At 52.3% G+C, this 13,319-nt stretch carries 12 protein-coding genes; 5 read left to right on the top strand and 7 right to left on the bottom strand.

Going from position 1 to position 13,319, the window contains the following annotated elements:
* Window positions 1-295 precede the first annotated feature (295 nt).
* Window positions 296-1,048, top strand: coding sequence for a hypothetical protein (locus tag L103DPR2_RS11740; RefSeq protein ID WP_156339904.1), 753 nt, complete (start codon window positions 296-298; stop codon window positions 1,046-1,048).
* A gap of 24 nt (window positions 1,049-1,072) precedes the next feature.
* Window positions 1,073-1,399: a hypothetical protein gene (locus L103DPR2_RS11735; RefSeq protein ID WP_055361247.1), complete on the top strand. Its 327-nt coding sequence runs from the start codon at window positions 1,073-1,075 to the stop codon at window positions 1,397-1,399.
* Between the two features lie 56 nt (window positions 1,400-1,455).
* Here the strand turns inward: L103DPR2_RS11735 and L103DPR2_RS14420 are convergent, their stop codons facing one another.
* The 3 genes from L103DPR2_RS14420 to L103DPR2_RS11715 all read right to left on the bottom strand — a co-directional run bounded on the left by L103DPR2_RS14420 (window position 1,456) and on the right by L103DPR2_RS11715 (window position 3,371).
* Window positions 1,456-1,821 (bottom strand): hypothetical protein, encoded by a 366-nt coding sequence (locus tag L103DPR2_RS14420; protein WP_197274874.1) that lies wholly within the window; start codon window positions 1,819-1,821, stop codon window positions 1,456-1,458.
* Between the two features lie 99 nt (window positions 1,822-1,920).
* Window positions 1,921-2,433: a lipocalin family protein gene (locus L103DPR2_RS11720; RefSeq protein ID WP_082466810.1), complete on the bottom strand. Its 513-nt coding sequence runs from the start codon at window positions 2,431-2,433 to the stop codon at window positions 1,921-1,923.
* A 65-nt stretch (window positions 2,434-2,498) separates the two neighbouring features.
* Window positions 2,499-3,371: a PIG-L deacetylase family protein gene (locus L103DPR2_RS11715; protein WP_055361246.1), complete on the bottom strand. Its 873-nt coding sequence runs from the start codon at window positions 3,369-3,371 to the stop codon at window positions 2,499-2,501.
* A 125-nt stretch (window positions 3,372-3,496) separates the two neighbouring features.
* Here L103DPR2_RS11715 and L103DPR2_RS11710 point away from each other — a divergent pair, with 125 nt between their 5' ends.
* Window positions 3,497-4,528, top strand: a complete 1,032-nt coding sequence (locus L103DPR2_RS11710; RefSeq protein ID WP_055362014.1) for an ABC transporter substrate-binding protein — start codon at window positions 3,497-3,499, stop codon at window positions 4,526-4,528.
* A 42-nt stretch (window positions 4,529-4,570) separates the two neighbouring features.
* Here L103DPR2_RS11710 and L103DPR2_RS11705 read toward each other — a convergent pair whose 3' ends face one another.
* The 4 genes from L103DPR2_RS11705 to L103DPR2_RS11690 form a co-directional block, all read right to left on the bottom strand.
* Window positions 4,571-5,578 (bottom strand): class 1 fructose-bisphosphatase, encoded by a 1,008-nt coding sequence (locus tag L103DPR2_RS11705; RefSeq protein WP_055362013.1) that lies wholly within the window; start codon window positions 5,576-5,578, stop codon window positions 4,571-4,573.
* A gap of 24 nt (window positions 5,579-5,602) precedes the next feature.
* Window positions 5,603-8,314, bottom strand: a complete 2,712-nt coding sequence (gene pepN / locus L103DPR2_RS11700) for an aminopeptidase N (protein ID WP_055361245.1) — start codon at window positions 8,312-8,314, stop codon at window positions 5,603-5,605.
* A gap of 50 nt (window positions 8,315-8,364) precedes the next feature.
* A protein-coding gene (gene prfB / locus L103DPR2_RS14335; RefSeq protein WP_156339903.1) for a peptide chain release factor 2 occupies window positions 8,365-9,469 on the bottom strand; the annotation gives its coding sequence in 2 pieces (ribosomal slippage) (window positions 8,365-9,387 and window positions 9,389-9,469; 1,104 coding nt in all).
* A gap of 67 nt (window positions 9,470-9,536) precedes the next feature.
* Window positions 9,537-10,451 carry an alpha/beta fold hydrolase gene (locus L103DPR2_RS11690; RefSeq protein ID WP_055361244.1) on the bottom strand — a complete coding sequence of 305 codons (915 nt, stop codon included), beginning with the start codon at window positions 10,449-10,451 and terminating at the stop codon, window positions 9,537-9,539.
* Window positions 10,452-10,477: 26 nt separating this feature from the next.
* Between L103DPR2_RS11690 and L103DPR2_RS11685 the strand changes: the two genes are divergently transcribed.
* Both L103DPR2_RS11685 and L103DPR2_RS11680 read left to right on the top strand, forming a co-directional pair.
* Complete coding sequence (locus tag L103DPR2_RS11685; RefSeq protein WP_055361243.1) at window positions 10,478-12,211, top strand: acyl-CoA synthetase; 1,734 nt, start codon at window positions 10,478-10,480, stop codon at window positions 12,209-12,211.
* Between the two features lie 49 nt (window positions 12,212-12,260).
* A complete protein-coding gene (locus L103DPR2_RS11680) occupies window positions 12,261-13,319 on the top strand; it encodes an aldo/keto reductase (protein ID WP_055361242.1) in 1,059 nt (352 codons plus the stop codon).

Genomic DNA, 13,319 nt, shown 5'->3' with positions numbered 1-13,319 from the left:
AAGAATAGCCAAGTTTAATGCCTTTGTCTGCGCTCGCATCGTTAAAATAGACTCATGGGTTCGCAGACCCGCTACGTGTGGACAAGCTGATGCGCTTGTCCTTTTATGACTTATTTTAGGGATCAAGCCTGCGATGAAACGCGATTATTTTTCTCATGCTTCCAAAGAAGCCCATCGAAGACATCAAGATAACCCTGCGCAACGATGTATTGCACTCGTTGATGCACGCTATTTGTCATGGCTAGCGCAGCATGCCCAAACAAAATCCAAGCAGGAAAGTGTGAACAGGCAGGGCTTGTCCCAATTTTTGGGCGATGCGTTGTCACAAGCAGGTTTGGACCTCGATGTCCAAAGAATTTATTGGTACTCTGAAGATCAAGAGACATTGGATGTGGACGGTCAAATTGTTCGCAGAGTTCTGTCGCACGATGCCGATGGCGGCGTGTCACTGCTCCAAAGCATGGGCCAAGATTTGAGCCGTTTGGCCCAGCACGGTGCTTGTGATCATGTGCTGTTGGCGTCAGACGACGAACGCTTGTTGACTGCGATTGACAACGCACAGCTGACGGGGATGTTTGTCCACATTCTGGCGGATGATGCCGCTCGCAACATGCCTAAATTGCACCAAACTGATCCTGGATGGGGTCGCTTGTTGTCGCAGGCCGACCGGCGTATTGTGGTTCAACCCAAAGCACTGGCCGAAATTCTCCAGGGTGTGGTGTCCAAGGAGGGCAATGCAGTGCCTGAGGCCCCAGAAGTGATTCGCCAGACCATGACCGAGGTGATTCAGTCATGGTGGGCAGAAGAGCCAGAAGATAAGCGTGAAGAGTTGCGCGACGAGCTTCACATCAATCGCGGAATTCCGCAAGAGGTTGATCGCCAGTTGCTGCTCCGCATGCGCCATCGATTAACGCGAGCGCTTTCCTTGCCCGAGAAAAAAATGCTCCGTGAAATTTTCAGAGCCGTTGCATTTGACACTCTCTCTGCAGATTCAGTTCAAACGCCAAGCACGCAACCGGTTGTTCCATCGATTGAAGAGCCTATTTAACGAAGGCCCGAAAAGGAGTACACCATGTGGCAAAAGGTCTTTGGTATTGCGCTACTGATCGGTGGAGGGATTCCTGCTGTTGTAAATGCTACAGAAGAGCATCAACGCATCGCAGCTGAATTGTTGCCCATGTCCTTGCAAACGAGTTGGAACGCCAACAAGCCGCATCTAGGAAAGTTTGGACATTGTGCGGCTGCTTTTGATAGCCGAACGGACGACAGCAAAATGGCCTTTGCGTGCTCTATTTATGTCAAATTATCTGCGGTAGCGCAGCGCAAAGCCATCCAACATTGTGACGAGCAGCGTGAAGCCCGTCACATCAAGGCACCGTGCCAATTGATTGGCAACTAAGGCATCAGACCCAAAATGCTGCCATGCATGCGCACTAGATTTTCAATTGCCCCGCTTTATTTCTTGGGCAAGGTCCCGCCGCTCTTCACGCACTCGTCAAGTGATTTGAAGGGCGTGAATTTCTGAGTTTTTTCGTAGCTGGCGCTGCTTTTGTCGTGGCAGATGCCGCTGTCCGACTTTTTGACAACAACTTCGGCTACTGCGGCATTGGCAGGTGCACGGCCACCACTTTTCAAGCAAGCTTCCATGTTGGGAAAGGCTTCGAATTTCTTAGTGGTGCCATAACTGGTGCTAGATTTGTCATGACAAATGCCAGCCTCAGATTTTTTGACGGCAGGATCTGCTGCTTGGGCAAATACTGCACTGGCACTGAGCAGCGTCAGGCAAGAGGCGATCAATGTGAGGGTTGAACGAGTTTTCATTGAGGTCTCCTAAGTTGGATGGCGTAAGTTGCTGCAAGCGTGCAATCAATTGCAATCACTTTTCACGATTGGCATGCTATCGCATCTGGCAAAGTTTGCTTAGTTTTGCGTTGTTTTTTCGAGTCGACTGACGTCAAAACCCATCAAAGACAGCCGTTGCGTCAAAGCCTTGTAGGAAGCGTCTGAAATTTGAGGGGTGCGCGACAAAATCCAGAGGTATTTTTTACTGGGATCGCCCACTGCGGCAAGTTGGTACTGCGGGTCTAAGTCCAGCACCCAGTAATCTCCCCAGACCAGGGGCATCCATCCCAGCCAACTGGGCGCAAAGCGCACTTCAAGCTGCGCTGGCAAGCCATTGGCGCGGGGTCTGGCCATGCCCAAGGCTTGGATCATGTCACCATTGGCTGCTTGGCATTGATTGAGAACTTGAATTTCTGCTGGGTTGATCAGCTTGTATGTCGCTTTGGTGTTTTGAGCGCAATTGCGTTGAAACCAGTTGGGTAGTTTGGCAATTTCATACCAAGGCCCCATGTATTGGTTGATGTCGAGTTGGTCAATTGATTTCACTTGGGCCGCCTGTGTCGCAATGGGAATGGCTAGACTCAAACCCATCAAGCAACAACAGAAATGCTTGAAAAAAAGTACACCAATTTGTTTTGTCACATCAAGCCTCAAAGTCAATTAGGAGGATAAGTTGACGATAAAAAATCTGGCATGGTGTCGCCAATCTTCACCAAGGCCTTGGGCCCTTCTCGCAACGAACCATCCCAGATTAACCAGCCATACAAAGCAGCCATGGTCATGCCTGTTGCAGCTTGGCCAGGCAAGCCAACACGCTCTGCGCCTCTGCGAGCACCGTCGATGAGCCAAGCTGGAAGGCTTCGGTGGTAAGGGTTGCGCATCACTTCGCCGGTGTGCATCGCAGTTGCCGTCATCATTTGTCCCACTTCAGTGGGACTCAAGGCCAGCATCAGTCGAGGCGAGAGTTGCGTATTCCAATATTCAGAAAGCAACAAGTGACAGCTTTCTGTGAGTTTGGCCAAAGGCAAAGCCTGCATCAACAAATGATAGGTTGCGCAATGGGTGGTGTGGCCGTCCATGGCATGTGGAACAATGATCATGCGCGGCTTGAAGACTTGGAGTTGAATGGCCAGATTGGCAACGCAGTTGAGCCAATGCGGACTTTGTGCCTCAAATGCTTGGAGTGTGATGTTCTCAAAAGCATGCGCCTGAATTCCCAAGGGGCTGGCCAAATCAAACCCCAAATAGTTGCAAGCGGCTTGGGCTTCATGCCAGCGCGCTTGTCTGCGATCCGTTTGACTGCCTAGCGTGATGGACAAGTTGACCACTCGCCAAGCTTCTTGGTGTCGCATTCGAAGCGCCAAGCCACCCACCAGCGATTCGTCATCGGGGTGAGGGGCGCAAATCAGACAGCAAGGGGCGTCTTCTGCAGGTGCTTGAGATGAAATGGGCGCGATAGCAAGATTTGGCTCAGGTGAGCTCAAAGCTTGCAGATAAGCATTGACCATGTCATCAAAGGGTGTGCTCATGCTGAATGGTAATTCAAGTTCACAAAGAATGGATGACTGTATCTACGAGACAAACTCGTTTGGACGATTTTCTGGGTACCATTATGATGAAAAGTATCCTATCTGAGAGAGCCGATATGACATTGATGACTTCAGTTCGCAGTTTGTTTGCAGCCGCCGCATGCTTGCTGAGCGCTTATTCCCCCGTTGCAAATGCACAAGAGCAACAATTGAACATTCTGTGTTCTGTGCAATCTGATTGGTGTAATTTAATCCAAGTGACTTTTCCTCGGGTGACGGGCATCAAAGTGAATATTTTGCAGCGCAGTACGGGGGAGGCCTTGGCCCAAGTGAATGCAGAAAAAGCCAACCCGAAAATTGACATTTGGTTTGGGGGCACCGGCGATCCTCATTTGGCTGCTGCACAGTTGGACTTAACGGCGGTCTACCAGTCGCCTGCGCTGGCCCAATTGCACCCTTGGGCCAAGGCGCAATATGAGCAATCTGGGGGGAGGTCTGTCGGTTTGTACTTGGGGCCTTTGGGTATTTTTTACAACAAAGAAGTTTTGGCCAAGCGCAAGTTGCCAACACCCACCTCTTGGGCTGATTTGCTCAAACCAGAATACAAGGGTGAAATTCAAATGGCCAATCCAGGTTCGAGTGGCGCTGCCTACACGGCCTTGGCCACTTTGGTTCAATTGATGGGTGAGTCGCAAGCTTGGGACTACATGGCCAAACTGCACCGCAACATGAGCGGGTACCCCCGTTCAGGTGAAGCCCCTATCAAGGCTGTATCGCGTGGTGAAGCAGCCATTGCGATTGGCTTCATCGCTTTGGCGCCTGGAGAAAAGGCTGCAGGCTTTCCCATTGAAGCCTTCACGCCTGCGGAAGGAACTGGGGCAGAGATCGGCAGCATGTCCATCATCAAAGGTGCGCCTCATTTGGAGGCTGCAAAACGTTTTTATGAATGGGCTTTGACACCTCAGGCGCAACAATTTGCATTTGCTGCCAGGGGTTTCCAAGTGCCTTCGAACATGGCAACCGTTGTCGATCCACGCGTGCCAGACATTAAAAAAATCAGGCTCATTAAGTACGATTACAACAAATATGGGCAGGCGGCTGAACGCAAACGGTTGATTCAACTTTGGGAAGACAAAATCAAATCCTTGCCTCAATGAAAAAAGGGACTCAATGAGTCCCTTTTGCTGAGCCATGGTCGATTATTTTTCCAAGTGGTAGCGTGTGACACGCTCTACCTCATTTTTGGAGCCCAGGATCACGCTGACACGTTCGTGCAGTTGTTGAGGTTGAAGGTCCAAAATTCTTTCGCGGCCGTTGGTCGCGGCACCACCGGCTTGCTCGATGAGCCAACTCATCGGATTGGCTTCGTACATCAAGCGCAACTTGCCTGCTTTGTGGGGTTCACGCTTGTCCCAGGGGTACATGAAAATACCGCCGCGCGTGAGAATGCGGTGAACATCGGCCACCATGCTGGCAATCCAGCGCATGTTGAAGTCTTTGCCGCGAACACCCTCTTTGCCTTGCAAACACTCGTCCACATAGCGCTTGACTGGGGCATCCCAGTGGCGCATGTTGCTCATGTTGATGGCGAACTCTTTGGTGTCTTCGGGAACTCGAACGTTTTCTTGGGTGAGCACAAACGAGCCTTGCTCACGGTCTAAAGTGAACATGGCCACGCCATCTCCCACGGTAAGAACCAGCGTCGTTTGTGGACCGTAGATGCAGTAACCAGCAGCGACTTGTTGGTGGCCGGGTTGTAAGAAGTCTTCTTCGCTAAGAGCCTGTTGGCCTTCCGCTTTTTTAAGCACACTGAAAATAGTGCCAATGCTCACATTCACATCAATGTTGCTAGACCCATCCAAAGGGTCAAACATCAACAGGTATTCACCTTGGGGGTAACGGTTAGGGACCAAGTGAATGGTTTCCATTTCTTCGGACGCCATGGCCGCCAAATGACCACCCCATTCATTGGCTTCGATCAACACTTCATTGGCAATGATGTCCAGCTTTTTCTGAATTTCACCTTGAACGTTTTCAATGTCAGCACTGCCTAAGACGCCACCCAAGGCGCCTTTGTTGACCGCGTGGCTGATGCTTTTGCATGCCCGCGCAACCACTTCAAGCAAGAGACGCAACTGCGAAGGAATGTGACCCTTGCTTCGTTGTTGCTCCACCAAATAACGAGACAATGAAATTTTTTGGGACATGGACATGACTCCGGTAGAAGGGTGTTATTCGGCCAAAGCGCGGGTGACAACTTCGCGCACATCGTCGCTCAAGTCAGATTTTGCGGCAACGCGCTCAATGGCTGCTTTGGCTGCTTGGCGGTACGGTTCCGTCAGCTTTCTCCAGCGGTCCAAGGCACGAGCCAGGCGCGCTGCAACTTGTGGATTGATGGCATCCAATTCAATGACACGCTCGCTCCAGAAGACATAGCCTGCTGCATCGCTGCGATGGAAGCCGCCAGGGTTGGCGCTGCAATAGCTGAAAATCAAACTGCGTGCGCGGTTGGGGTTGCGCAAGTTGAAGTCTGGATGCTGCATGAGTTGGCGAACGATAGGCAAAATATTGCCGCCTCGGTCGGGCGTGCTGGCTTGCAATGCAAACCATTTGTCGATGACCAAATCCTCGTTCTTGAACAGCGCATGGAATTGCGCCAAGGCCGTTGATGCCAATTCATGTCCGCTGCCCACCAGTGCAGCTAAAGCATTGAAGCGGTCGGTCATGTTGTGGGCATCTTTGAACGCTTGGAGGGCTTTGCTTGGCCAAACGGATGTGTCTTGGTGCTGTGCAACCAAGCACAACATGTGGAGGGCCATGCCGCCGAGTGAGCGTTTGCCACTTGAAATGGCATCTGGGGAGTAAGCACCCAGGACGCGGTTTTGCTCGTAGCAGGTTTCCCATTGCGCAAACAAACTGGTCGCCAATTGCAATTTCATGGCTTCACGAACGGAGTGAACTTGTTGCGGATCAACCGATTCCAACTGTTCAGAAATGTAGGTTTCTGAGGGCAGTGTGAGTACCAATTCTTTGAAGGCGGCGTCCAAGTCAGGATGTTGAAGGACAGCACGCATGGCGTCAATGAAGTCAGCGCCCAACACCTTGTCTGTTTGCGTGTTGCCGCCGCTGCGAATGAATCGAAGCGCGGCTTGAACAGCCAAGCGTTGCCCCGCTTCCCAGCGATTGAAAGCATCAGGGTCGTGTGCCAGTAAAGTGAGCCATTGCGTGTCTGTCAATGCGCAGTCTAAGTTAACGGGTGCGCTGAAGTTGCGAAGCAATGAGGGGGTCGGCGCGCTTTCAATGTTTTCAAAAACAAAGCTTTGAGACGCTTGGTTAAGCACCAAGGTTTTGCTTTGGTTCGCCGTGCCGGATTCGCCTTGCAATTGAACATTCAAGGACTGTCCGGTTTCGCTCAAAAGACCCACAGTGACGGGGATGACAAAGGGTTCTTTCACAGCTTGATCGGGTGTTGGCGCGCAGCTTTGTGAAAGCGTCAAGGTGAAGGTTTTCGCTTCACTGTCATAGGAACTGTTGGCGTGAACACGCGGCGTACCAGCTTGGCTGTACCAGCGTTTGAACTGCGTCAATTGTTGCGCCAAGTGTGAGTGGGGGTTGGCATCTGCAATGGCTTGTGCAAAGTCATCGCAGGTCACTGCCTGACCATCGTGGCGCTCAAAATACAGCTTCATGCCCTTGGCAAAACCTTGCTTGCCATCTTCGTCTCCCGGTGCGCTGAGCAGGGTTTGCATCATGCGAACCACCTCGGCGCCTTTTTCATAAATGGTGACGGTGTAGAAATTGTTGATTTCTACGTAGGCATCTGGCCTGACTGGGTGCGCCATCGGACCTGCATCTTCCGGAAATTGAACCGTACGGAGAACGCGTACATCTTCAATGCGTTTGACGGCGCGGGCACTGGCAACGCCAGCCATGTCTTGGCTGAATTCTTGATCGCGGAAAACAGTTAAGCCTTCTTTGAGAGAGAGTTGGAACCAATCTTGGCACGTGATGCGATTGCCCGTCCAGTTGTGAAAATACTCATGACCCACAACGCTCTCGATACCTGCAAAGTCGGCATCCGTCGCCGTGGCAGGACTGGCTAGCACAAATTTCGTGTTGAAAATGTTCAGGCCTTTGTTTTCCATCGCGCCCATGTTGAAGTCGCTGGTGGCCACAATCATGAAGCGCTCTAAATCGAGAGGCAAACCAAAACGCGCCTCGTCCCAGGCCACACTGGCCATCAGTGAGTTCATGGCGTGTTCGGTCTTGTCCAAGTCGCCAGGGCGCACGAACACTTGCAGCAAGTGCTCCTTGCCTGAGCGCGACACGATGCGCTGTTCACGCGCCACCAATTTGCCTGCAACCAATGCAAACAAGTAGCAAGGCTTCTTGTGGGGGTCAACCCATCTGGCAAAGTGACGACCGTCGTCCAGGCTGCCTTGTTCCACCAAGTTGCCGTTGGACAACAAGACGGGGTATTGCTGTGCATCGGCACGCAAGGTGACGGTGTAGCTGGCCATCACATCAGGTCTGTCGAGAAAGTACGTGATGCGGCGAAAGCCCTCGGCTTCACATTGCGTGAAGAAAGAATCACGGCTGACGTACAGGCCAGACAGTTGTGTGTTTTTAAGCGGATTGCAAGTGGTGAAAATTTCCAAGTCAAAAGCGTCGTGGCCTTCGGGTAAATTTTCAAGGACCAGCTGGTTGCCGTCCATTTTGAAGGAGGTACCTCCGCCATTGACCATGACGCGCGCCAAGTTCAACTCTTCGCCATCGAGGCGCAGGGCTTGGGGTGCTACATCAGGGTTGCGGCGTACACGCATTTTGTTGAGCACGCGTGTTTTGGTGGGGTCTAAATCAAATGTCAAATCGACGGTGTCGATCCAAAACGCCGGCGCTGTGTAATCTACACGGCGGATGGCTTTTGCAGGGGCTTCAAGCATCACAAAAAATCTCCATGGGTCGGTGCAACACGCTGGCAGGGCCAGCTGTGTCAGACACCTTGTTTGAGCGAGGCTTCAATGAACGCGTCCAAGTCACCGTCCAACACTTTTTGGGTGTTGGACATTTCAACGTTGGTGCGTAAATCTTTGATGCGACTTTGGTCGAGCACGTAGCTGCGAATTTGGTGACCCCAACCTACATCGGTCTTGGTGTCTTCCAACTTTTGCTGTGCTTCCATGCGCTTGCGCATCTCAAAGTCGTACAAACGTGAGCGCAGGCGTTTCCAGGCGACATCACGGTTGCTGTGTTGGCTGCGGCCGTCCTGACACTGCACCACAATGCCTGTGGGAATGTGCGTCAAACGAACGGCAGAGTCGGTCTTGTTGATGTGCTGCCCCCCCGCGCCACTGGCACGGAAGGTGTCGGTGCGAACGTCGGCCGGATTGATGTCAATCTCGATGGAGTCGTCCACTTCGGGGTACACAAAAATACTGGCAAAGCTGGTGTGACGGCCGCCAGATGAGTCAAAGGGTGACTTGCGCACTAGACGGTGCACGCCTGTTTCTGTGCGCAGCAATCCAAAGGCGTATTCACCTTCAAACTTGAGTGTGGCGCCTTTGATGCCTGCTACGTCGCCAGGCGACTCGTCTTCAACGGTGACTTTGAAACCTTTGCGTTCTGCGTATTTCAAGTATTGGCGCATTAGCATGCTGGCCCAGTCGCAAGCTTCTGTGCCGCCTGCACCGGCTTGGATGTCCAAGAAGGCGTTGCAGGAATCTGCTTCATTGTTGAACATGCGACGGAATTCAAGCTCTTCCACAATGGTGGAAAGCTTGTTGGCCTCAACTTCAATGGTAAGCAAGCCAGCGTCATCACCTTCCTCTTTGCTCATCTCAAACAACTCGTTGTTGTCTGAAAGCTCGAAGGTGAGGGTGTTCAGTGTGACCACCACACCGTCAAGGGCTTTTTTTTCTTTGCCGAGCTCTTGGGCTTTTTTGGGGTCGTTCCAGACCGTGGGATCTTCGAGCGATGCGTTAACGGTTCTTAGGCGTTCTGATTTGGCATCGTAGTCAAAGATACCTCCGTAAATCTTCGGTGCGGGCGGCCAAGTCGACCAATTTCGCGCCAATTTGATTGATGTGTTCTGCGTCCATGAGGAAGGGTGTCCGAATCTATGAAAGATGGGATTTTCTCATGCCTAGAGGTCTCTTGCGAGTCAAATCAAGCCAAAAAGTCTTCAAGCAGCTTTGCCAGGGCCTCTGCTTGGTCGTGGTGCAGCATGTGACCTGCATCTTGCAGGGTGGCCATTTTCAAATTGGCCACCGATTTCAGGCGTTCGTGGAACTCTTCGAGCGTGAATTTGCCTTTCCACCATTGTGAAAGGGAGTCGTCGGATGCCTCGACCACCAGCGTTGGCGCGCTGATGCGTTTGTAGATTTCAAGTACCTCGTCAACCCTGTAGAGGTACGGGTTGACCACTTTGTGGGCCGCATCGCCCAAAATTCGCCATTGTCCTTGGTCGTCTGCTTTGGCCCAATGCTGGGCCAGCCAATCGGCTTTGTCTTGTGACAATCGGTGATTGGTCTTCATGAGTCGCTGCGCCACGGCCGCCACATCGGGGTAGGGCTTGAGGTCCAGATCACCTTTTTCGAGGGCATGAAGCTCGTCCAGCCATTGACCCAATCGCCCTGGTGCTTGGGAGGGTCGGGTGGCGGCCATGCCAAAGCCTTCTAAGTTCACCAGACGGCGAATGCGATCTGGCCGCGCGCCGGCATACATCATGACCACGTTGCCGCCCATGCTGTGACCCACCAAATCGATGGGCTGGTCTGGACACAACTGGCGAAGGAGGGCATCGAGGTCGCCAAGGTAGTCAGGCAGCCAGTAACTGTCGGTGGCGGGGCCTGTGGTCAAGCCATAGCCACGCCAATCGGCTGCCAAGATGCGCCGATTGTTGAAAAAAGTCTCTGTCAACGACTCCACCATGAATTGCCAGGAAGCAGCGACATCCATCCAACCGTGGGCCAAGACCACGGGGGGCAATGAAGACTGCGGATTGCCCCATTCGCGGACATGGTAGTGGTGCCCTCGCAATGGGACGAAATGGCTAGTAGAGTGGCGTTTAACTTGGTACATACTGCGAGATCATAAGGAGGCAGGGAATGAGTGTCAGTCACCGGAACGACGCTTACGAGACGGTTCATCGCCAATTCGCTTGGCAAGTGCCCGACAAGTTCAACATGGCCGAGGTGTGCTGTGGCCGATGGGCTCGGTCACCACAGCACCAAAACGCAACGGCTATTTTGGCGCATCAGCCAGATGGAAAGACCCCCATGGCCTGGACTTTTGCGCAATTGCAGGCTGCCGCAAATGTGCTCAGCCAGCAACTGAAAACTTTGGGTGTCAAACGAGGCGACCGTGTGGCCATCGTGATGCCGCAGCGATTTGAAACAGCGGTCTCTTACATGGCCGTGTTGCAAATGGGGGCTGTGGCCATGCCTTTGTCGATGTTGTTTGGGCCTGATGCTTTGGCCTTTCGGGTCGAGGACAGTGGTGCCGCCGTGGCCTTGTGTGATGAGGTGTCTGCACCTGTCTTGCAGGCTTTGAGAAAAGAATGTCCAGCCCTGACAAACATTTTGGAAGTACCTAGCGCCTTGCGTATGGCGCAGTCCCATGCGTCAGCTAAACATGACTACAAATCGGTTAGCACGCGAGCTGATGACCCCGCCATTTTGATTTACACCAGTGGCACGACGGGCAACCCCAAAGGCGCCCTGATTCCACACAGGGCCTTGGTCGGTAATTTGACGGGATTTGTGTGCAGCCAAAATTGGTTTGGTTTTGAGCCTACAAGGGCTGACTTTCATGGTGATCTGCCAACGGGCTCTGACGCTGTTTTTTGGTCACCTGCCGATTGGGCTTGGACGGGGGGCTTGATGGATGCCTTGCTGCCATCGCTTTATTTTGGAAGGCCGATCGTGGCCTATCAGGGGCGCTTCAGTCCAGAAATTGCTTTTGAAATTTTGCATGCACATGGCATTACCCACAGCTTTTTATTTCCGACGGCATTGAAGGCGATGATGAAAGCGCAGGCCCATCCGCGCAAACATTTCAAGTTGAAATTGAAGGGCTTGATGAGTGCAGGGGAGGCCGTGGGTGATGCGGTATTCGCTTATTGCCGAGACGAATTGGGTGTGGTCGTCAATGAGATGTTTGGTCAAACCGAAATCAACTACGTGGTGGGCAATTGCCAAGTATTTTGGCCCTCAAAGCCTGGCAGCATGGGACGAGGCTATCCTGGTCATCAAGTGGCGGTGATTGACGATCAGGGACAGATTTGTAAACCAGGCGAAGCCGGTGAAGTTGCTGTTAACCGATTTGATCGCCATGGTCATCTCGACCCTGTTTTCTTTTTGGGGTATTGGAAAAATCCTATGGCAACACAGGCCAAATACACAGGCAACTGGTGTCGAACAGGCGATGTGGCCATCCAAGATGAAGAGGGGTACCTGTGGTACCAAGGCCGCACAGATGACATGTTCAAAGCAGCGGGTTATCGCATTGGTCCTGGTGAAATTGAAAACTGTTTGGTGAAGCATCCCGCCGTGGTGAATGCGGCTGTGGTGCCGAAACCCGATGCGGATCGCGGTGCATTGGTCAAGGCCTATGTGGTGTTGTCACCAGACTATGTGGCCCAAAGGGCTTCAGCGCCCAACGTTCAGAAATTTGAAAAGACGCTCATTGAAGATTTGCAACGTCACGTTCGCGGATTGTTGGCGCCTTACGAATATCCCAAGGAAATAGAGTTCATTGACCAATTGCCCATGACAACCACTGGCAAGGTGCAGCGACGCTTCTTGCGTTTACAAGAGGAGGAGCGGGCGCGTCAGTGTTAAATAAGTTTTACACTCAGTGCCATCCATTTTTTAAAAGTTTTGAAACAAGATGAACAAAATCACGCTAGGTACATCCGACCTGCAAGTCACACCCATTTGTTTGGGCACCATGACGTTTGGAGAACAAGTTGCAGAAAAGGAAGCGCATCAAATCTTGGATCGCTCTTTGGCGTTAGGCGTCAACTTCCTGGACACGGCCGAAATGTACTCGGTGCCTGCAAAAGCAGAAACCTGCGGTTCAACAGAGCGCATTTTGGGCAATTGGTTTGCGAACAACCCAGGCGTGCGTCAAAAAGTGGTGTTGGCCACCAAAGTGGCAGGCCCCTCACGCGGCATGCCTTGGATTCGTGAAGGCGCTGGCATGACGCCACAGGATATTTTGAATTCGTGCGATGCCAGTTTGAAACGTTTGAAAACCGACGTGATCGATCTCTATCAAATTCATTGGCCTGAGCGCCATGTGCCCGCTTTTGGCATGATGTATTTTGATCAGACCAAAGCCAAAATTGAAACCTCATTGCATGCGCAATTGGAAGCCATGGCCAAGTTGGTCAAAGCAGGCAAAGTGCGCCATGTGGGTCTCTCTAACGAAACGCCTTACGGCACCCACGAGTTCATCCGCTTGGCTGAGCAACATGGTTTGCCACGGGTGCAAACCGTTCAAAACCCTTATTGCTTGGTCAATCGAACCTTTGACAATGCGATGGACGAAACGTGCCACCAATTGAATGTGTCCTTGTTGGCCTACTCGCCTTTGGGCTTTGGCTCATTGACAGGCAAATACGATCAGACAGGACTGGACGGTGAAGGCGCTCCCATGGGACGCTTGGCCAAATACGAGTCGATGCGCAAGCAACGCTGGGCACGTCAAACAACCTTGGATGCAGCCCGCTTGTACAACCAATTGGCGCGTGACCATGGCATGACGCCGACACAAATGGCCTTGGCTTTTTGTTACACACGTTGGTCGGTGGCCAGCACCATCATTGGCGTGACTTCGGTGGCGCAATTGGAAGAAGACGTGAAGGTTTGGGGTACGCAATTGTCTACAGAAGTATTGGCCGAGATTGATGCGATTCGCTTGGTGCACCGTGACCCTGCAACCTGA

It is taken from the genome of Limnohabitans sp. 103DPR2 (assembly GCF_001412575.1).
Taxonomy (GTDB): Bacteria; Pseudomonadota; Gammaproteobacteria; order Burkholderiales; family Burkholderiaceae_C; genus Limnohabitans_A.
The sequence above is the reverse complement of the archived record's forward strand: the minus strand, read 5'-3'. Positions and strand labels throughout refer to the sequence as shown.

What these genes read in the sequence shown, in the direction of transcription:
- L103DPR2_RS11680 (WP_055361242.1), top strand. Translation starts at nt 12,261, where the DNA reads ATGAACAAAATCACGCTAGGTACATCCGACCTGCAAGTCACACCCATT.
- L103DPR2_RS11705 (WP_055362013.1), bottom strand. Translation starts at nt 5,578, where the DNA reads ATGTCCCAAAAAATTTCATTGTCTCGTTATTTGGTGGAGCAACAACGA.
- L103DPR2_RS11735 (WP_055361247.1), top strand. Translation starts at nt 1,073, where the DNA reads ATGTGGCAAAAGGTCTTTGGTATTGCGCTACTGATCGGTGGAGGGATT.
- L103DPR2_RS11685 (WP_055361243.1), top strand. Translation starts at nt 10,478, where the DNA reads ATGAGTGTCAGTCACCGGAACGACGCTTACGAGACGGTTCATCGCCAA.
- L103DPR2_RS14420 (WP_197274874.1), bottom strand. Translation starts at nt 1,821, where the DNA reads ATGAAAACTCGTTCAACCCTCACATTGATCGCCTCTTGCCTGACGCTG.
- L103DPR2_RS11690 (WP_055361244.1), bottom strand. Translation starts at nt 10,451, where the DNA reads ATGTACCAAGTTAAACGCCACTCTACTAGCCATTTCGTCCCATTGCGA.
- pepN (WP_055361245.1), bottom strand. Translation starts at nt 8,314, where the DNA reads ATGCTTGAAGCCCCTGCAAAAGCCATCCGCCGTGTAGATTACACAGCG.
- L103DPR2_RS11715 (WP_055361246.1), bottom strand. Translation starts at nt 3,371, where the DNA reads ATGAGCACACCCTTTGATGACATGGTCAATGCTTATCTGCAAGCTTTG.
- L103DPR2_RS11710 (WP_055362014.1), top strand. Translation starts at nt 3,497, where the DNA reads ATGACTTCAGTTCGCAGTTTGTTTGCAGCCGCCGCATGCTTGCTGAGC.
- L103DPR2_RS11720 (WP_082466810.1), bottom strand. Translation starts at nt 2,433, where the DNA reads ATGGGTTTGAGTCTAGCCATTCCCATTGCGACACAGGCGGCCCAAGTG.